At 41.8% G+C, this 19766-nt stretch carries 19 protein-coding genes; 13 read left to right on the top strand and 6 right to left on the bottom strand.

Annotated features, from left to right (window positions below; genetic code table 11):
* Positions 1-124: 124 nt before the first annotated feature.
* Positions 125-883, top strand: a complete 759-nt coding sequence (locus GFB48_RS11655) for an IclR family transcriptional regulator (protein WP_163935692.1) — start codon at positions 125-127, stop codon at positions 881-883.
* Between the two features lie 93 nt (positions 884-976).
* On the opposite strand, the gene GFB48_RS11650 is transcribed toward GFB48_RS11655, so the two are convergent.
* From GFB48_RS11650 to GFB48_RS11635, 4 genes are read right to left on the bottom strand one after another with little or no spacing between them, the layout of a single operon-like run.
* A complete protein-coding gene (locus tag GFB48_RS11650) occupies positions 977-2239 on the bottom strand; it encodes an MFS transporter (protein WP_163935690.1) in 1263 nt (420 codons plus the stop codon).
* A 23-nt stretch (positions 2240-2262) separates the two neighbouring features.
* Positions 2263-3189 carry an ROK family protein gene (locus GFB48_RS11645; RefSeq protein WP_163935687.1) on the bottom strand — a complete coding sequence of 309 codons (927 nt, stop codon included), beginning with the start codon at positions 3187-3189 and terminating at the stop codon, positions 2263-2265.
* Positions 3189-4352 (bottom strand): DUF4861 family protein, encoded by a 1164-nt coding sequence (locus GFB48_RS11640; RefSeq protein ID WP_163935684.1) that lies wholly within the window; start codon positions 4350-4352, stop codon positions 3189-3191. The genes GFB48_RS11645 and GFB48_RS11640 overlap by 1 nt, the downstream gene beginning before the upstream one ends.
* 1 nt (position 4353) lies before the next feature.
* Positions 4354-5112 carry an IclR family transcriptional regulator gene (locus GFB48_RS11635; protein ID WP_163935681.1) on the bottom strand — a complete coding sequence of 253 codons (759 nt, stop codon included), beginning with the start codon at positions 5110-5112 and terminating at the stop codon, positions 4354-4356.
* Between the two features lie 281 nt (positions 5113-5393).
* Here GFB48_RS11635 and GFB48_RS11630 point away from each other — a divergent pair, with 281 nt between their 5' ends.
* The 10 genes from GFB48_RS11630 to GFB48_RS11585 all read left to right on the top strand — a co-directional run bounded on the left by GFB48_RS11630 (position 5394) and on the right by GFB48_RS11585 (position 16520).
* On the top strand, positions 5394-6674 hold the full coding sequence (locus GFB48_RS11630) for a glycoside hydrolase family 105 protein (protein ID WP_163935678.1): 1281 nt from the start codon (positions 5394-5396) through the stop codon (positions 6672-6674).
* A 321-nt stretch (positions 6675-6995) separates the two neighbouring features.
* Positions 6996-8234 (top strand): malic enzyme-like NAD(P)-binding protein, encoded by a 1239-nt coding sequence (locus GFB48_RS11625; protein WP_163935675.1) that lies wholly within the window; start codon positions 6996-6998, stop codon positions 8232-8234.
* Positions 8235-8535: 301 nt separating this feature from the next.
* A complete protein-coding gene (gene arnB / locus GFB48_RS11620) occupies positions 8536-9681 on the top strand; it encodes a UDP-4-amino-4-deoxy-L-arabinose aminotransferase (RefSeq protein ID WP_163935671.1) in 1146 nt (381 codons plus the stop codon).
* Between the two features lie 12 nt (positions 9682-9693).
* Entirely contained in the window at positions 9694-10674 is a 981-nt protein-coding gene (gene arnC / locus GFB48_RS11615; protein WP_163935668.1) for an undecaprenyl-phosphate 4-deoxy-4-formamido-L-arabinose transferase, read from the top strand.
* 88 nt (positions 10675-10762) lie between these two features.
* Entirely contained in the window at positions 10763-12739 is a 1977-nt protein-coding gene (arnA, locus tag GFB48_RS11610) for a bifunctional UDP-4-amino-4-deoxy-L-arabinose formyltransferase/UDP-glucuronic acid oxidase ArnA (RefSeq protein ID WP_163935665.1), read from the top strand.
* Between the two features lie 11 nt (positions 12740-12750).
* A complete protein-coding gene (gene arnD, locus GFB48_RS11605) occupies positions 12751-13656 on the top strand; it encodes a 4-deoxy-4-formamido-L-arabinose-phosphoundecaprenol deformylase (RefSeq protein WP_205597727.1) in 906 nt (301 codons plus the stop codon).
* Between the two features lie 11 nt (positions 13657-13667).
* Positions 13668-15320 (top strand): lipid IV(A) 4-amino-4-deoxy-L-arabinosyltransferase, encoded by a 1653-nt coding sequence (arnT, locus tag GFB48_RS11600; protein WP_163935662.1) that lies wholly within the window; start codon positions 13668-13670, stop codon positions 15318-15320.
* Positions 15320-15667 (top strand): EamA family transporter, encoded by a 348-nt coding sequence (locus GFB48_RS11595; RefSeq protein WP_163935659.1) that lies wholly within the window; start codon positions 15320-15322, stop codon positions 15665-15667. The genes arnT and GFB48_RS11595 overlap by 1 nt, the downstream gene beginning before the upstream one ends.
* Positions 15664-16053, top strand: coding sequence for a 4-amino-4-deoxy-L-arabinose-phosphoundecaprenol flippase subunit ArnF (gene arnF, locus GFB48_RS11590; protein ID WP_163935656.1), 390 nt, complete (start codon positions 15664-15666; stop codon positions 16051-16053). The genes GFB48_RS11595 and arnF overlap by 4 nt, the downstream gene beginning before the upstream one ends.
* On the top strand, positions 16050-16520 hold the full coding sequence (locus GFB48_RS11585) for an NlpC/P60 family protein (protein ID WP_205597726.1): 471 nt from the start codon (positions 16050-16052) through the stop codon (positions 16518-16520). The genes arnF and GFB48_RS11585 overlap by 4 nt, the downstream gene beginning before the upstream one ends.
* Here GFB48_RS11585 and GFB48_RS11580 read toward each other — a convergent pair.
* Complete coding sequence (locus tag GFB48_RS11580; protein ID WP_205597725.1) at positions 16471-16926, bottom strand: GNAT family N-acetyltransferase; 456 nt, start codon at positions 16924-16926, stop codon at positions 16471-16473. The two genes, GFB48_RS11585 and GFB48_RS11580, sit on opposite strands and share 50 nt — an antisense overlap.
* Before the next feature lie 92 nt (positions 16927-17018).
* Here GFB48_RS11580 and GFB48_RS11575 point away from each other — a divergent pair, with 92 nt between their 5' ends.
* The gene (locus GFB48_RS11575; protein WP_163935653.1) at positions 17019-18314 is read left to right on the top strand and encodes a CinA family nicotinamide mononucleotide deamidase-related protein; all 1296 of its coding nucleotides are present in this window, start codon (positions 17019-17021) and stop codon (positions 18312-18314) included.
* Positions 18315-18423: 109 nt separating this feature from the next.
* Positions 18424-18714, top strand: coding sequence for a hypothetical protein (locus tag GFB48_RS11570; protein WP_163935650.1), 291 nt, complete (start codon positions 18424-18426; stop codon positions 18712-18714).
* Between the two features lie 162 nt (positions 18715-18876).
* Here the strand turns inward: GFB48_RS11570 and nagB are convergent, their stop codons facing one another.
* On the bottom strand, positions 18877-19677 hold the full coding sequence (gene nagB / locus GFB48_RS11565; protein ID WP_163935647.1) for a glucosamine-6-phosphate deaminase: 801 nt from the start codon (positions 19675-19677) through the stop codon (positions 18877-18879).
* Positions 19678-19766 lie beyond the last annotated feature (89 nt).

The following is a 19766-nucleotide window of genomic DNA, read 5'->3' as shown; positions in this document are numbered from 1 at the left end:
TTTCAAGTATTCGGAGTACAGTTCTAAATGTAAAACAATGTGTTCAAATGTTAACGTAATGTTTCTTTTGATGTTGGGTTTACTCGCTAACTATAAAAATTAAAAGCGAATTAAAAGGGAACTTATGAGCGATTACATCATTCCGAATCTATCGAATGCATGCTCTATTCTGATTGCTTTATCTGAGCAAGAAGAAGGGATGAGTGCAATCGAAATAGCACACCAATTCAATCTACCAAGAACCACTGTCTTTAGGATTTTAAAAACCCTAGAGCATCAGCAAATGATTGAGAAAAAAGGCAAGTATTATAATTGTGGATCAACGATGATTCGCATGGGGATACATTTAGTTAATTCTAATCGTTTGCGTGAAAAATCATTACCAATCTTGCAACATCTAGCTAAAACCACAGGCCATACAGCCCATGTCGCAGTTCCTAATGGTGACTCGGCATTAATCGTCGAGGTGGTTGATAGTCCAAGAGCATTAAGAGCTTCTTCACGACCAGGCACTTTGGCTTACTTGCATAGCTCGGGTACAGGAAAAATTTTCTTAGCGCATATTTATTACAATGAGCGACATGAAATTTTAGGCCGGGCTGGTATGAAAGCGTTAACGGCTAATACCATTACTAAAATGGATGTTTTAGATAAAGAATTAGCCAGTATCGAAGAAAAAGGCTATGCCGTAGACGAACTAGAGTATCATGAAGATATCCGCTGTTTAGCAGCGCCAGTTCGTGATGCCAGAGGGGTAGTGGTAGCGGCGATTGGTATTACTGCCCCGGCTGTATCTTTCCAGAAGTCACAAATAGAGATGGTCGCGGCCATTGTTAAAGAGTCTGCTATTGCCCTATCTAAAGCGACTTACCTAAGTAACTAATCAATTAAATTTATATAAAAAGCCCCAGCAACTCGGTTAACAGTTGCTGGGGCTTTTTATTAGGAGCAATTATTTGCTCCTAATGTATCAATATTAAGCTTGCTCGGTAGCCGGCTCTTTATCGAAAATGGTTTTGTTGCTGATTAATGGCTTAGCCCAGAAGCTAATAGATAGGATGTAAGCCATAGGTACCAGCATAAAGAATAGGCCAACTTTCAAGTTAGATAACTCAGCGATAAAGCCAACCACAGGTGGGAAGAGTGCGCCGCCGATAATGCCGGTACATAACACCCCGGCAAAAGCACCATGGTGGGCATTAACAGAGTTGAGTGCGAGTGAGAAAATAATTGACCACATAACAGAGATAAAGAAGCCCACAAATGGGAAGGCCATAACCGCAATTTCTGCATCACCTGTTAACGCTGCAACCAGTGCAACCATGGTCGCAATGGTAAATACGCGTAGAACGATTTTTGAATCTAGAACTTTTAATAGCACTAAACCAAAGAAACAACCAATGGTCATGTATAGCCAGAAATTTGACAGTACCGCAGGAGTATCATTAACCGCATCTAAACCATGGTAATCCACAAGGAATTGTGAAATCCAGAATGAAACCCCTTGCTCGGTGCCCACATAACAGAAAATACCAAAGAAAAAGGCCAAGATGGTTTTGTCTTTAAACATCGCTATGTATTGTTTAACAGTGCCTGACTTTTCGTCTTCGGCTAAAGTCACCTTTTGGAATTTAAACAGCATGACGATCACTAGCATGGCAATGGCAACCACTGCAAATAGCCAGTACATGGATAACCAAGCTAGATCGACGCGAGGGATCATAGCGGTAACACTCGATAGGAAAGCACCTTCAGCAGTACCTTGTTGAATATTGATTACTAGGTTTTGGAATACTAGTGGTGCCACAAATGAAGCGGCGCCGAATGCAAGTTGAGCAGCAACAGAGAAAAAGGCAAAGTTTTCTTCACCACCTGCTGTGCGCAACATAGGGTTGATCACCACCTGCAGCAGCGCCATGCCTGAGCCAATTAAGAACAGTGAAATGGCAAAGGTCACAAATGATGGCGCGATGGCGACCAGCAAACCACCTAGACCAGAGACAACAAATGCCGCTGCCATCATGGTTTTTGAGCCGAACTTTTCGTAAAGCATACCGCCTGGCATGGAAAAAACACCGTAAGCAAAGAAGAAAAATAGTGCTAGTAAGCCGGTGGTGGCTGGGCCCAAATTAAAGCTTTCGGCGACCAGTGGATTAAGTGTTCCTAAAATATTGGTAATAAATGAGATAACGAAAAACGTTAACATTACTAAGACTACCGTTGCATAACTTCGAGACATGATCTCGCTCCCTATTGTTGTTATTAAATCTGTTGGAAGGCTTGAAAGGCCGCGCCTAAAAAGCCCGCTTTATTACCAAGTTCAGCTGCACAAATGGTAACGCCTTCAATGCATTCAGGTTGGGCGTAAATTTTTGCTTGGGTGGCAATGTTATCTATATAAAACTGTCCCGCTTCCGATACCCCACCGCCAATGACGAGTTTATCGGGATTAAAAATATTAATCAGATTGGCAATGCCGAGTCCGACTAGAAAGCAGTTCTCATCAATTGCTTGCTTAGCAATAGCGCAGCCTTGGTGGTACTGCTCAAACATGACCTTACCGTTGTATATCGGCTTAGTATTGCCATCAAGCTGCTGATAGCGAGCCACCATCGCCTTAGCAGAGGCTAATGCTTCCCACATCACCACTTCGCCATTGGCTTGGGGCATCATCATGCAACCAAATTCAGAACCAGCATTAGCGCGGCCACGATACAGTTGGCCATTTTGTAAAATAGCGCCACCAATCCCAGTGCCTAAGGTGACAAAAATGGTGTACTCAGCATCTTTAGCGGCACCATATATGGCTTCACCAACACCAATTAAATTAGCGTCATTATCAAGGTATACCGCAACGCCGGCATAATCTTCGACCAAGGCCTTTAAGGGTACGTTTGACCAGCCATCAATATTATTGGAACAGCCCACTAGCACACCGGCGCTTTGATCGACCACACCTGGAGAACCAATCCCAATACAGGCAACTTGAAAGTGTTGTTTGTGAGCTTCAGTGGTCGCCGTGTCTATGCACAAATAAATGTTATCAAGTACCTGCTGCTTATTAGTGGCTTCAGTAGGTACTTCATCATTAAAGATAATTTCACCGTTAGCACTGATTAGCGCGTATTTGATATAAGTGCCACCGATATCAATACCGATGGCAACTCGATTGTCAGGACTATTAGTCATTATAGTTTTACTGATACTTCAATTGGTTGGGCTAGCTTGTTATTTGCTGATTCAACATAGTTATACCAACTAGCGGCATCGCTGAAGTATTTGCTTTTACTCCAACCGGCACCGGCAAGGTAACTAACGGCTTCACCGCTCTTGACTGTTGAAACGTATAAATGATGTGGGTCATATTTTTCACCGTCTTGGCCATAGGTGATGGCCTTAGCATCAGTATCGGAGAGAGCAATCACAGCCGTACCAAGCTCACCATTACTGCCGTTGTCACCATATGGGCCCTGCCATTGCATGGTCATCAAGCCCTGTAGTTTGTGTTCTTGGGCGACATCGTTATGGGTATAAATACCATAGGCAAGGTCAAGTGACTCGCCATTAAACTCCACTATGTTGGTAAAGTGACTTAGGAATGTGCCTTTATCAAGGCTGATGATTTTACGTTGGCTGACAGCGGTGCCAGCAACATCAAACGGTTTGTAGCTTAACTCGAAAGTCACCCGTAAAGGGCCTGGGTTAATGATTTTCCAGTCGGCGTAAACATCGGAGTGAACCAATTTGCCATCATGCATAATTGCCGTGCCACCTGGGCCTAAAGCTTTACCTACATGGTAGAAATCCAATCCTTGGCCGCGGTCAACATGGTAGTCTTGGCCCTGGCTATTAAGGGTGTACCAGTGCTCAAGAATATTTTCATCAACACTTTTGGTCCATACATCAATTCCACCATGAACCATACCTGTCATGGCTGGGCCATACATACGATAGGCAATGCGATCATTTTCCCAAGCAAAATCATCGGCACGTTCTTTTACATACATGCCCTGAGCTTTATTGGCTACTTCGACATTGCTCGTTTGGTTTGATAGCGCATAATTAGAGCTGGCATTGGCTGCGATATCAGCTTGGAATAGGATGGCATCTGTTTGGCCATCAAAGTCTGTATCTACATGTTGATAAGCAATGGCGTTGTTATTGCTATCAACAACAGAGCCTGCAAATTTTGCATTGATATTTAATTGCTTATAAGAAACTTCAACGATTTCTTGATTACGGTCAAAATTAGCGGAGTTAATCAAAGTTATTTGTGGATTTGAATTGCCACAAGCGCTTAGCAAAGTTGCAGCAAGTGTTGCAGATAATAGTTTTAGTTTTTGATGTTTCATATTACTGGCCTTTATAGAAGGTAGAAAAGGATAATTTAATTGCCATTTCTTTTAAAAAACTTGCAATGCTAGCGATATCAGCCAGCTTGAAGGTCATTGCCGGTGCGGTAATACCAATCGCCGCTACGACTTGACCATTGTTATCGCGAACAGGAACCGCTAAACACCTCACATTGTCATTGTACTCAAGGTTATCAATGGCATAGCCAAGTTCTTCGACTCGAGCCAATTCTTTTTTTAACAGCTCTAAATCTGTGATGGTGGCGGTGGTGCGTTGCATCAATGGCAGCTCCAGCACTTGTTCTAATTGGTTATAAAAAAGATGAGAAAGAAATAGTTTACCGCTTGCTGAACAATGGAGATCTGCTAATGAACCAGGTCTAGAGGCTACTCTCAAAGCACTTGAACTATCGACAACCTCTAAGATCAGGGATTTATTTCCATTTGGCACCACTACATGAGCGGTAAAGCCTGTATGTTGCGCAATATGCTGTAACACGGGTAATGATTTTTCTTTTAATTTATTGGAGTTAACTAGATTTATTCCCATCCGAATTAAATTTGGACCACAAACAAAAATTTTACCCTGCTTTTCAATTAAGTGGTGTTTCTCTAGAGTTTTAAGGATTCTAAAAACGGTGGTTCTAGGCAGGCTGAACTTATTACTCATTTCCACTGCACTCATTCCCTCATGGGTATGAGTTAATGCAATAAGTACATCACAAGCATTGGCTAGGTTAGGAATGATATAGTTATTCACAAGATGTCCTTAAAATCAAAGTAGATGTCACTTTTATATACAAAAGTGAAGCTGACTGTCTGACTGTTGTATTTATTTTGTTCAAATATGAAACGCTATTGATTGATAAAGAGTCCTGTGCCAAATATGAAACTATTTAATCTGTAAATCAGATTGTAGTGGTATTCATAGCTGCAAAGTGTTGATATTTAGATAAGAAAAGTAAGGTTTTGTAAATTCACTTTAAAGACACGATTGGTATTTGCACAATAAACTTTAAATTGTTTGAAAAGGAAAGCGGTATGTCTAAGATTAGGCTATTTGCGGGCTTGATGATCGGCTCTAGTATATTGATGGGATGTGGTTCAGATGGTGCTTCTCACAATCCTGGGGGAGATATCGATTTAGCACAAGAGTTCAAAAAAGAAAAATCGATGTTCCCACCACCGAATTCACTTCCATATGTGGTTTCCGTTGCTGCACCTATGGCAGAAATTGGCCAAGATTTTTCAAAAGATAATGTCACTCAAGCCGCCAATTTAGTCGCGGATTGGCAAATTCGTCACCAAGATGAATTTTTACAAAGCCCATTAGTGACTTTTCAAGGCACCTCTCGCTATAGTTTTGGTGGCTGGTTAATGGGCACCATGGCTATTGGGATGACTCAGTGGGGCAAACAAGCGAATACAGATAAATATACACAATTTATTTTAGATGAAGCTAAAAAAGCCAATTACAAGGTAGAAGTGCGAGTATTTGATGCCGATGACTATACGACCGGTCAAGCTTATTTGACTTTGAATGATGATCATCCTGGCCAGATTGACCTTAAACCTTTAAAACAGCGCTTAGATTATATTTATGAAAATTGGCCCACTGTCAATAAAGAGTCTCACCCGAGTTGTTTAACTTTGGATAATATATGCCGTGAACGTTGGACTTGGATCGATGCCTTATTTATGGGTGGGCCAGTATGGATGCACATGGCTAAGACCACAGGTGAGGAAAAATATTTACAATTTGCAGAAGCTGAATATTGGGCAACCATCAATGCCTTTTTAGATAAGGAAGAGGGGCTGTTGTACCGTGACTCCCGCTTTGTTGGTCAGCCAGATCCTTATGGTAAGAAAGTGTTTTGGAGCCGGGGCAATGGTTGGGTGGCAGCTTCAGCGGCTAGAATGCTAGAGGTGCTATCAGATAAGAGTAACAAAAAACAAGATTACCAGCAGTTACTTAGAACGATGGCGAAGGCACTAGCTAAAGCTCAGCAGGCAGATGGTAGTTGGCATTCATCGCTACTAAACCCTGAGCGCTACGATATGCCAGAGAACTCGGGTTCTGCATTTTTTGTGTATGCATTAGCATGGGGAATTAATAATGGTGTCTTAGATAAAGAAACCTATTTTCCTGTGGTTAAGCAAGGTTGGCAGTCTATTGTTCGTTATATTTATGCAGATGGCCGCCTAGGCTTTGTACAGCCTTCAGGCTATAACCCTAGACATGTTCGTCAAGAAGATACTGATGTTTATGGCGTTGGCGCTTTTTTACTTGCCTCTTCTGAAGTGATTAAACTCGCTCGCTAATTTACAAAGCGCTAGATAAGCCAGCTTAGCTGGCTTTTTTTGTTTAAAATAGTATAAATTTATTAAGGTCGTAAGATAATTACATTTTTGAGTTAAATATTATTTTTTTATGCATTTAAACAATGGCTTGATATAACAGGCTAATAAATTAATTTGTTATTTTTTCAAAAATTTTATTCTGTTTTCTTTTTAAAACTAGGATTAAATAATTTTTTGTTTTTCAGTTTGTTAAAAGTTTTGCCCAAGACTTGCAACCTCTGATTAACAGGTTATTGTAAGCTATAATATTATTTATAAAGCAACCTATAAAGGCTAGAAAGAATGACCGAGTTTCGTCAGCAGGCGCTTGATTATCATCAATTCCCACAACCAGGCAAGACATCTGTTCAAATTACTACGGCTGCCGAAAGTGCCTATGATTTATCGTTGGCTTATAGCCCTGGAGTGGCTGAGCCAGTCAGGGAAATCGCTAAAGATGCTAATGATGCCTACAAGTATACTAATAAAGGTAATGTGGTTGCGGTTATTTCAGATGGCAGCGCGATTTTAGGGTTAGGTAACCTCGGCCCTCTTGCTTCAAAACCAGTTATGGAAGGCAAATCATTATTATTTAAACGTTTTGCGAACATCGATTCGATAGATCTTCAAGTGAAGCACAAGGGGGTGGAAGATTTCGTTAATACTGTCGCTAATATTAGTGACACTTTTGGCGGTATTAATCTTGAAGATATCAAAGCACCTGAGTGTTTTGAGATCGAAAAAGCGTTAATTGAACGCTGCAACATCCCTGTATTTCATGATGATCAGCACGGTACCGCTATTGTTACAGCTGCTGGGTTGCTGAACGCTCTCGAAATTCAAGGTAAGCAAATAAGCAAAGCTAAAATTGTTTGCTTAGGAGCGGGGGCTGCAGCAACAGCCTGTATGGAGCTACTCATTCAATGTGGTGCGGTTAGGGAACGCATCTATATGTTGGATAGAAAGGGGGTGATTCATACCCGTCGAGAAGACCTAAATGAATATAAAAAACTATTTGCCAATAATACTGATGCACGCACATTAGAGGATGTGATTATTGATGCAGATATTTTCTTAGGTGTTTCGGGGGCCAATTTATTACCTGTTGAAGCAGTTAAATTGATGGCAGATAAGCCAGTAATTTTTGCTTGCTCTAACCCGGATCCAGAAATTAAACCTGAACTTGCAAAGGCCACTCGAGATGATGTCATTATTGGTACAGGTAGAAGCGATTATCCTAACCAAGTGAATAATGTATTGTGTTTCCCATTTATTTTTCGGGGAGCATTAGATGTTAGAGCCACTGAAATTAATACTGAAATGAAAGTTGCGGCCGTTAAAGCAATTGCCGACCTTGCTAAAGAACCAGTATTAGACGAAGTATTAAAAGCTTATCCAGATGTCCAGCAACTGTCTTTTGGTCCTGAATATGTCCTTCCCAAACCAATGGATCCGCGCTTACTGCCTAAAGTGGGCAAGGCAGTTGCTCAGGCGGCAATTGATTCAGGTGTGGCAATGCTAACCACTACACCAGAGTACTAACTTGAAGATTTTTTGTTTAGATGGATTTCTTGTTAATTAGAGCAATCCATCTATCCAAAAATTAATAATTTTACTCTCAATTTCAATAATCTAACCTATTCTTAATGAATGATTAACAAGTGTTTTGAGTGCAATAAGTTACTAAAGTGTGAACTGAGTTCGGTTTCTGCAGCATCAACCTCATGTCTATGACTGTTTTTTTAGATATAACCCTGTAGAATACTTCGGATTTTTATTTCCATGTGTTGCTATTGAGTATTCATACTGGAATGGCTCATCAGCATTAAGGATTATTTGTTTTATGAGTTTCTTGCCTTTTTCTCGACCCAATATGACAGCAGAAGAAATTAATGCTGTAACAGATGTATTAAAATCTGGTTGGATTACTACGGGACCCAAAAGTGCTCAACTAGAGCAGGATTTTGCAGAAGCAATCAATGCACAACATGCGGTTGCATTAAGCAGTGCTACTGCAGGAATGCATGTCTGCTTACTTTCATTAGGGATCGGTCCTGGGGATGAAGTCATTACTCCATCTATGACTTGGGTCTCTACGGTTAATCTCATTACTTTGATTGGGGCGACGCCAGTCTTTATCGATGTTGATAAAGATACATTGATGCTAGATATTGCGCAGCTAGAATCGAAAATTACCAGTAAAACTAAAGCAATTATTCCTGTTCATTATGCGGGTGCGGCGATTGATCTAGATCCAATCAGAGACATTGCCCAAAAGCATCAACTGCATTTAATTGAAGATGCCGCCCATGCTGCAGGAACCTATTATAAAGGTGAGCATGTCGGGAGTCGTGGTACTGCCATTTTTTCATTCCATGCGATTAAAAATTTGACCTGTGCAGAGGGGGGGATGTTGGTGACCGATGATGCAGAGCTTGCACAAGCGGTTCGCCAATTGAAGTTCCATGGTTTGGGGGTCGATGCCTTCGACAGGCAAACCCAAGGACGAGCACCTCAAGCAGAGGTGTTAGCTCCAGGATTTAAATATAATTTAGCTGATATTAATGCGGCAATAGCGCTGACGCAATTAAAACGATTAGATCAGATCAATGCCAAACGCACTGAATTAGCCAATTATTATCTCGAGCAGCTCGCCAATATTGATGGCGTTACGCCGTTAGGATTACCTTCAGGCTATGATTATCAGCACGCATGGCATTTATTTATTGTTCGTGTCGAAGCGGATAAATGTGGCTTAAACCGTGATCAATTTATGGCTCAATTAAAGGAGCATGATATTGGCACGGGGTTACACTTTAGAGCTGTTCATACTCAAAAATATTACCGTGAAACCTATGGCGATTTGTCGTCGCAATTACCTAACAGCACATGGAATTCAGAGAGAATTTGTTCATTACCACTTTTCCCTGATATGCAATTAAGTGATGTAGATAGGGTAATTAATGCGATAAACGCTATTATCAAATAGGGGTTTAACTCAGTGTACCTAGATAAAAAAATTAAATTTACTTCAGTGGTGATACCTGTTTTCAATGAACAAGAATCCATTGATGAATTGTTACAACGAACAATTAGTGCTTGTGAAAAGCTAGAATGTGATTACGAGATTATTCTAGTTGATGATGGTAGCCGCGATAATAGTGCACAAATGTTGGTGGATGCAGCCAATGCAGAGGGCTCAAAGGTCGTTGCACTATTGCTAAACAGAAATTATGGCCAGCACTCAGCTTTGATGGCCGGTTTTGAAGAGGCACAAGGGGATTTAATCGTTACCCTAGATGCGGATCTACAAAACCCACCAGAAGAAATACCGCGCTTAGTGGCTGCTGCAGAGGAAGGTAATGACGTTGTAGGTACTAAGCGTATGAATCGTCAAGACACCTTTTTCCGTCGTTTTTCTTCAGGCCTTATCAACCGTGGTGTTCAAAAAGCGACTGGTGTGATGATGACTGATTATGGTTGCATGTTGCGTGCTTATCGCCGTCATATTATTGAAGCGATGCTGCAATGTCATGAACGCTCCACATTTATTCCGGTATTGGGTAATAGCTTTGCAAGGCAAACCAAAGAAATCGAAGTTACCCATTCTGAGCGTGCCCATGGTGAGTCACAATACTCTTTTTTAGGCTTAATCAATTTGATGTTTGATTTAGTCACTTCTATGACTACCGCACCATTAAGGCTGCTGTCTTTAGTAGGCGGTGTGATTGCTGGTACAGGTTTGTTTTTTGGGGTGTTATTACTGTTATTCAGATTGCTCTTTGGTGCGGAGTGGGGCGGTGATGGACTCTTTACCTTATTTGCCTTCCTGTTTATGTTCATCGGTGCTCAATTTGTGGGAATGGGTATGCTGGGAGAATATATTGGTCGTATTTATAACGATGTCAGGGCGAGGCCTAGATATTTTGTGCAGCAAGTTGTAAGAGCGCCTAACACTCAGCAATCAACTTCAGAAGATTAAAAATGTTAAAGCAGACTATACTTATGAACGTTTATAGGTCTGCCTGATCACTTATTTAGATACAATTTATTAATTAATAGGAAAGAATATGAAAGCCATCGTTTTTGCATATCATGACATTGGTTGTGAAGGCATCCGTCGTGTGCTTGACGCAGGTATTGAAATTGAAGCGGTGTTTACCCATGTAGACAATCCAAATGAAAACCAGTTCTTCGAATCAGTAGCTCAGCTTGCCGCTGAGAGAGGCTTACCAGTTTACGCGCCAGAAGATGCGAATCACCCAATTTGGGTTGAGCGTATTAAAGAAATGAACCCTGATTTCGTGTTCTCTTTCTACTACCGCAACCTGCTTAAGCAAGAAATTTTAGACATTCCAGCGAAAGGTGCTTTTAACCTACATGGCTCTTTACTGCCTAAGTACCGTGGTCGTGTTCCTGCTAACTGGGCAATCATCAATGGTGAAAGCGAAACGGGTGTGACCCTACATGCGATGACAGTAAAAGCCGATGCTGGTGATATTGCAGCGGCTAAAAAGGTCGATATTTTAGACGCCGATACCGCGCAAACTCTGCACGCTAAATTAAAAGTAGCAGCGGGTGAACTACTGGCAGAAACACTACCTAAGTTAATGTCTGGGTCTGTTGTTCTTACTCCACAGGATGAGAACCTAGCAACTAAGTTTGGTGGTCGTTGTGCTGAAGACGGTGAGATTTCTTGGGTGAAAAGCGCCCGTGAAAACTTTAACCTAGTTCGTGCGGTTACCCAGCCATACCCAGGCGCGTTCACTTTTACTGGTAACCGTAAAGTGACCATTTGGAAGTCTACAGCCCTAACGACTCAGTCTGATAAGGCTCCGGGTACGATTCTTTCGACCAAGCCATTAGTGGTTGCTTGTAAAGAAGGCGCATTGCAAATTGATGCTGGTCAGACAGAAACAGGTTTGTATGTATCTGGTGAACAGCTTGCCCGTGAAATGAACCTAGTTGAAGGCATGAAGTTAGGTCCTAAAGCTTCTACTGTGACTCAAAAAGGTAAGAAAACTCGTGTTCTTATTCTTGGCGTTAACGGCTTTATTGGTAACCATTTAACCGAGCGTCTACTTAAAGATGAAAACTATGAAATTTATGGTTTAGATATCGGTTCAAGCGCCATTGAGCGTTTCATCGGCCATGAACGGTTCCATTTTGTTGAAGGTGATATCTCCATTCACACCGAGTGGATCGAGTACCACATTAAGAAGTGTGATGTGATCCTGCCGTTAGTCGCGATTGCCACCCCAATTGAATACACCCGTAATCCACTGCGTGTATTTGAATTAGACTTCGAAGAGAACCTACGAATTGTTCGTTACTGTGTTAAGTACAACAAGCGCATTATCTTCCCGTCAACCTCAGAAGTTTACGGTATGTGTGATGAGCCTGAGTTTAACGAAGATACTTCTAAGTTAATCGTTGGCCCTATCGAGAAACAGCGTTGGATTTACTCTGTATCTAAGCAGCTAATGGATCGTGTGATTTGGGCTTACGGTAAGAAAGAAGGTCTGGACTTTACTCTTTTCCGTCCATTTAACTGGATGGGCCCTCGTTTAGATAGCTTGAACTCTGCCCGTGTGGGGAGCTCGCGCGCGATCACGCAAATGATCTTAAACCTCGTTGAAGGGACACCAATCAAACTGTTTGATGGTGGAGCTCAGAAGCGTTGTTTCACTGATATTGATGATGCCATTGAAGCACTTTTCCGTATTGTTGAAAACAAAGACGGTCTGTGTAATGGCCAGATCATTAACATTGGTGCGCCAGAGAATGAAGCGTCAATTAAAGAGTTAGGCGAAATGCTGCTTGAGAAGTTCGAAGCCCATCCACTGCGTCATCACTTCCCTCCTTTTGCAGGCTTTAAGGTGATCGAGTCTAAGACTTTCTATGGTGATGGTTACCAAGATGTGTCACACCGTAAGCCAAGCGTGAAGAACGCTAAACGCCTGCTTGATTGGGAGCCTACCCATGCGACTGATGTGCAGGTAGAGAAAACCCTAGATTATTTCTTAAAAACCGAAATTAATGGTTAGGGAGTGTTAACTTGAAGCAGCCAACAATAGTTGGCCTGCGTATCGATGTAGACACCTTTCGAGGAACCCGGGATGGGGTTCCTCGTTTGTTATCTACGTTAGAAAAGTTCGATATTCAGGCAAGTTTTTTCTTCAGTGTGGGGCCAGATAATATGGGGCGCCATGTCTGGCGTCTATTGAAACCCAAGTTTTTAATTAAGATGCTACGCTCCAATGCCGCGAGCCTTTATGGTTTGGATATTTTGCTGTGTGGTACATTTTGGCCAGGACCAGATATCGGCAAGCGCTTAGCTGATACCATAAGAAATGCTGACAATGGTAAACATGAAATAGGGTTACATGCTTGGGATCATCATGCATGGCAAGCTAAAATTGAAAAGTGGTCAGATCAACAGTTACGTCAGCATATTAAATTAGGTAATGACCGTTTAACTGAAATAATTGGTCGTAAACCCGATTGCTCGGCAGTTGCTGGTTGGCGCTGTGATCCTCGCACAGTCGATATAAAACAAGAATTTGGTTTTAACTATAATTCAGATTGTCGTGGTGATGAATTGTTTCAGCCTATTTTAGAAGATGGCAGTTTAGGTACTGTGCAAGTGCCGGTTAACCTACCGACTTTTGATGAAGTGGTTGGCACTGAAACCACAGCTGAAGATTTTAATGAGTACATACTTGATAAGATGGTACCAGGAAGGTTCCACTGTTACACCATCCATGCCGAAGTTGAAGGTGGGGTAATGGCGCAGCAGTTTGAGCAGTTGCTTCAGATGGCAAAAGAGCGCAATATTAAATTTGTACCACTGGGGCAGTTAGTTGCAGCACAGACAGAACTAAAACAAGATAGAATTGTTACTGGCCCCTTAGCTGGCAGGGAAGGTTGGTTAGGCTGGCAACAAACTTCTTTAGATAAATAAAAGGAGTTAATGTGATAAGGCGTTTAGCATGGTTATTACCACTTGCATTTGTATTGCTGTACCTCATTCCACTTGGACAGAGACCACTTTGGGAGCCTGATGAATCTCGCTATGCTGAGATTAGTCGTGAAATGTTACAAGCTGATAGTTGGGCGGTTCCTAAGTTTTTAGCTTTAGATTATTTCGAAAAGCCGGTGTTAGGTTATTGGCTCAATAGTATGTCAATGGCTGTATTTGGTGAAAATGCATTTGCTGTCCGATTTATGTCTGCCATCGCAGCCGCTGCGAGCGCCTTTATTATTTATTTACTCAGCCTACATATCTTACAAAATCGTGCTGCGGCTTTAGCGTCTGCTGCAGTATATTTAAGCTTTTTTATAGTCTTTATGATAGGGACGTATAGTACCCTTGATTCTATGCTAAGTTTTTGGCTTAGTGCTGCCTTTGCTTGTTTTTATTGGGCAGTTCAGGCCCAAGCGAGCAAAGATAAATTCATTAGGTATGGCCTCTTTGGCGCTCTCTGTGGCGCCGCATTTATGACTAAGGGCTTTGTGGCACTGGCGCTGCCAGTGGTTGCGATAGTACCTTTTATGGTGCTTACCCGCCGTTTTCAAGAGTTAATTGGTTACGGTTTATATATTGTTGTGGTTGCGACCATAGTGGCACTGCCCTGGTCCATTAGTGTGCATTTTCAAGCCGACGATTACTGGAACTACTTCTTCTGGGAGGAACATATTCGTCGTTTTAGTAGTGATAATGCCCAACATAAAGAACCTTTTTGGTTTTACATTCCATGGCTGTTGGTCGGTGCAATGCCATGGGGATTAGCGTTCTTTAGTGTATTAAAAACAAAAATCTGGAGCCAAAATAAGGACTTTTATTGGTATTTGTTCTTATGGTTTTTGATGCCAATTTTATTGTTATCCTATGCCAAGGGTAAATTACCTACTTATATCCTTCCTTGTTTTGCACCTTTAGCAATCTATCTGGGTAATGGCATAGTTAAGCTGATAGCAGATAAGCAATGGCATAAATTTAAGTTAATCGCATGGAGTAATATCGTTTTTGCCGGCAGCTTATTGGTGGCTTTAATCTTAGCCATGTTAGGAGTCATTGGCGATGGCCCACTGTATCAATTGGCCGAAATGCCAAAAATTATTTGTGCGTTGATTATTTTTATGAGTTGGTTAGCTTTAGGGGTTTCGCTGCTACTGCAGCCTGAACATGGGGCTTTTGCAAAAATTACGCTAATGCCTGTGGCCTTAATGCTGCTATTGCCTTTTTCTGGGCCGAACTTGATATTGGATTCCAAAGCACCTGAAGGCTTTTTGCAAAGAGTCGCACCGATCTTTGAACAGAATACTCACTTTATTGCGGATGATGTGGGGTTAGCGGGATCTATTGCTTTTGAGTACCAACGTTCTGATATCACTTTATGGGGCAGTAAGGGTGAAGTGGCTTATGGTTTAGAGATGAATCCAGATAAGCAAAGGTACATTCCTTGGGCCCAAGCGAGTGAGCGGATTTTACAATTACAGCAACAGCAATCAGTGGCGGTAATGATGCGTCGTCAAAGTGTTCCTGCGCAAGGGGAGTTACCTGAGGCTGATAAGATCGTTAGGCAAGGGCGTTTTATTTTATATTTTTATAAGAGAGCCAATTGATGTCTTGGTTGTGGATTGTCATCTCTATCAGTTGTACTTGCATGGGACAGGTAGCCCAAAAATTTGCCGTTCAGAACATTCAACAAAATCCTAGTTGGCAGATGTGGCAAAAATTATTACAACCTTGGTTGCTCGCAGCGATTGGCTTTTTAGGTTTAGGCGCGTTAGCCTGGTTGTTGGTACTACAGCAATTACCTGTCGGCAAAGCTTATCCATTATTAGCGATTAATTTTGCTGTCATGGCGCTAGTGGCCAAATTTGCTTTTAAAGAAAAGCTGACATTAACGGTTTGGCTCGGTAATGGATTAATCATTATTGGGGTGGTGTTATTAGGAGTCGGCCTATGAAGTTAAATAGCGGTTTGCTCTATGCTTTGGCATCAGTAGCTTTAGTGAGTTTTGCTCAATTAGCCATGAAGTATGGCATGAGTAATATTAATTCAGATTATGCTTGGCTCTTTGAAATGCAGCAATGGATCCAGCAGTGGCCATCTATAATCTGGGTTATTTCAGGATTGATCGCCTATGTCGCTTCCATGGCTTGTTGGCTCGGAGCGTTGAGTTATCTGCCATTATCAAGGGCCTATCCAATTTTAGCCTTAAGTTATGTTGTGGTTTATTTCGCCGCTAACTTGCTTGACCCTATCACTGAAACGATAGAACTTAGCTCATTGCTTGGTATCGTCATGATAGTGTTAGGGGTGTCGGTGGTAAACTCAGGTAAAACCCATTGAAACCGTTAATCTTATTTGTGGTGTGGATGATCACGTCACTGCTCGTTGGATGTTCAAGCAACCACATAGAATCGAACTCTATCACTAAGCAAAGTCAAAATATGGCTCACAGCAAGATCATGAGCTTTTATGAACAGTGGTATAAAACCCCTTATCGTTTGGGTGGTAATTCTAAGTATGGGATTGATTGTTCAGCATTTATTCAAAGGTTAATGATGGCAGTATTTAACCACAAGTTGCCGCGTACAACTAAAGAGCAAGTAGAGTTGGGACGAGCCATTTCACAACAGCAGTTACAAATGGGAGATCTCATTTTTTTTAAGACCGGCCCAACGACTAGGCATGTCGGCTTATATATTAGCGATACCAGCTTTGTACATGCCTCGACTAGCAAAGGGGTGATCACCTCTTCAATGCTTAATCCCTACTGGCAAGCTCACTACTGGCAGTCTCGCAGAGTCCTCTGAAAATCATTGGGATCAGCGCTTTTTTGGGGCTGTTGTAGCGTAGAAAGCGACTTTTTAACTCTGGAGGCAACTGTTCAAGCTCCACAATTGCAAAGCCATTGGTTTGATATAGGGATTGTAAATGCTTGAAAGCAAAACAGTAGCAAGGCATCTGTTGATATTGCTGCTGTAGCTTTTGCAGCATCATTGTAGCAATTCCCTGGCCTCGCATTGCGGGGATCACTAGCATACCGGTAAGTAACTGGACTTGACCCAGAGCTTTAAATCTTACTACCGCAACGATCTGCTGATGCTGCTCCATTACCCAAATGGTTTCATCCGCTTTGGCTTTGCCGGCGGCATAAAATTGCTTGTAAAGCCGATTGATGACCGGCAACCTAATACAATCAAGTTGTTTTATATGCAAAATAGTGAATTACTCATGAGATGACTTGTTCTGATTATATCAATGGGCTTAAATAGAATCATAAAAACTCATACCATTAAGCAGTTAATAACATGAAAATAGAAATGATTTGTACCGGAGAAGAGGTGCTATCAGGGCAAATAGTTGATACTAATGCCGCATGGTTTGCCAATGAAATGATGGAGCGAGGTTGGGAGCTGACTCGCAAAACCACAGTGGGCGATAGATTGAATGAGCTTGTCGAAATTTTCAGCGAACGCAGCCTGCACGCGGATATTATCTTGGTTAATGGTGGGCTTGGGCCAACGGTGGATGATTTAAGTAGCGAAGCCTGTGCCCAAGCGCTTGGGGTCGAGTTAGTGCATAGCGATAGCTGGCAATTAAGGCTGGAACAAATGGCTCAGCAATTTAATCGCCCTCTACCTAAAAATAATTTGAAACAGTGCTTACTTCCTGCTGGTGCTCAGTTAGTTGATAACCCCTATGGCACGGCTTGTGGTTTTAAAGTCAAACTGAATAATGCTTGGTTGTTTTTTACACCGGGTGTGCCCCATGAATTTAAACCAATGGTGACCGAACAATTGCTTCCATGGCTCGAGAGATTTGATAGCCATAAGCCTGCCACTCGCTTAATAAAGTTATTAACCTATGGTTATGGAGAGTCCCATTTAGCCCAATTATTAAGTGATGTAGTCTTGCACGATGGGCAACAAATTGGCTACCGAGCTTCAATGCCAATTGTAGAAGTAAAATTGTTTGCAAGGGGCACAGAGGCTGTTGCAGCGTTAGATGACTTGAGGCAGCAAGTAAGTGATAAGCTTGGTGACGCATTATTAACGACTGAAGGTCATACTCAAGCACAAGCTATCCATCATTTATTACTCCAAAAACAAGTTACTCTGGCGCTCGCAGAGAGCTGCAGTGGTGGCATGATGGCAAGCCAATTGGTCGAATTTGCTGGTAGTTCAAAATATCTCTTACATAGTGTTGTTAGCTATTCCAATCAAGCTAAACAAAAGATATTAGGAGTGGATGGTAAACTCCTGCAGGAGTTTGGCGCGGTATCAGAAGCAACAGCAATTGCCATGGCGACAGCTACTCAATCTTTAGCGAGCAGTGATTATGGTTTATCCATTACTGGTATCGCTGGCCCACAAGGGGGAAGTGATGACAAGCCTGTGGGTACGGTATTTATCGCACTTAGTACCCCGAGTAAGGTTTATTGTCGCCATATGCATTTTAATAGAGGGGGAAGAACAAGGATCAGGCAAGCTGCGGTCGCGATGGCGTTCGATATGTTAAGAAGAGAATTAGAGGGCATAGGGGTATTTTCTAATTATCCTAGTTTGTCGAGTTCAGTCGTGGATCAATCCTGCCGCTATAAATAATTCAGTATTTATTTTTCTTAATCTAAGGGGGCATACCCCTTAAGTGGGTATGGCTAAAGCGTGGCCATAAAGGTTAACTTATAACCAATAAAAATATCGAGTAATAGAGATGTCAGCAGTAAAAGTTATTCTGATAATTGCCCTTGTCGCTTTAACCTTATGTTCGGGTTGCGCAAGCCTTTCTTGGAAAAGCGCAGGTTGTGATTTTGCCCAGGGCTCATATAACGCAACCGCGGCTTACCAGAATCAGCAACAGCTTTATAGAAATTTTGATCCAAATCGAATGCCCCAAGAGGATGAATCCACCATTATAGGGGCAGGTTTCATTAGTATGATTATTGGTACCGGCAAACGACTTATTTTGGGCGCAAATGATTCTAACAGCTGTGGTGTTAATTAATGCTTTCGGCTGAATTTTCCTGAGCAACTGCCGCTAACTAATGCTATGCCGTCATAAAGAGCAATAAATAGCCATATCAACATACTCTAACCTTTAGTCACAGACTAAGATGATGAATGTGGTTTTTTTCTATATATAGCAGCAGAATCATCAGTAACAGTGCTACCTCGGGAGGTCAGCCAGTTTTTGTTGAAGTTTTTGATTTTGCGCTTCAATCTGTTTGTAGAACTGTTGGTGTTCAAGCAGGGTCGCAGCTTGTTCATCGATAACTATCACCGCATCATTATGTAATTGCAGTGCAGAAGCTGGACAGGAAGCGGATAAAGGGCCTTCAATCATATTTTTAATCGCTTCAGCTTTAGCGGCACCGGTAGCGAGTAACATCACCTTTCTAGACTCTAAAATTGTGCCGATCCCCATGGTGATGGACAACTCTGGCTGGTATTCATCATCTGCAAAAAAGCGAGCGTTATCGTCAATGGTTGCTTGCGTTAAAGTTTTAATACGAGTTCGAGAGCTCAGACTTGATGAAGGTTCGTTAAATCCAATGTGGCCATTACGACCAATTCCTAAAAGTTGTAAATCGATACCACCCGCTTGGCGGATAGCCAGTTCGTAGTCTTGGCAGGCTGCTATAGGATTGATGGCATTGCCATTGGGTACATGGGTGTGACTTTTATTGATATCGATATGATCAAATAACTGTTCATTCATAAAGTATCGGTAGCTTTGCGGGTGGTCGCCACTCAAGCCTAAGTATTCATCTAAATTAAAGCTGCTAGCTTGTGCAAAGCTTATTTTTTGTTGCTTATAGAGGGAGGTGATTTCCTTATATAACGCGACTGGAGTTGAGCCAGTTGCTAAACCAAGGACGCTATTGGGTTTTATTTGTAGCTGTTGGCAAAAAAGCTTAGCCCCATAATTTGCCACTTCTAAGGCATCTTTTAAAATTACTACTTGCATAGTGAGTTCCATCAAGGCAATGACATTGCCTTGATGTTAACAACCAGCTTTAAGACTGCAATACAAGAGTAATGTGTTGTTTCTATTAT

It is taken from the genome of Paraferrimonas sp. SM1919 (assembly GCF_010993985.1).
GTDB lineage: Bacteria > Pseudomonadota > Gammaproteobacteria > Enterobacterales > Shewanellaceae > SM1919.
The sequence above is the reverse complement of the archived record's forward strand: the minus strand, read 5'-3'. Positions and strand labels throughout refer to the sequence as shown.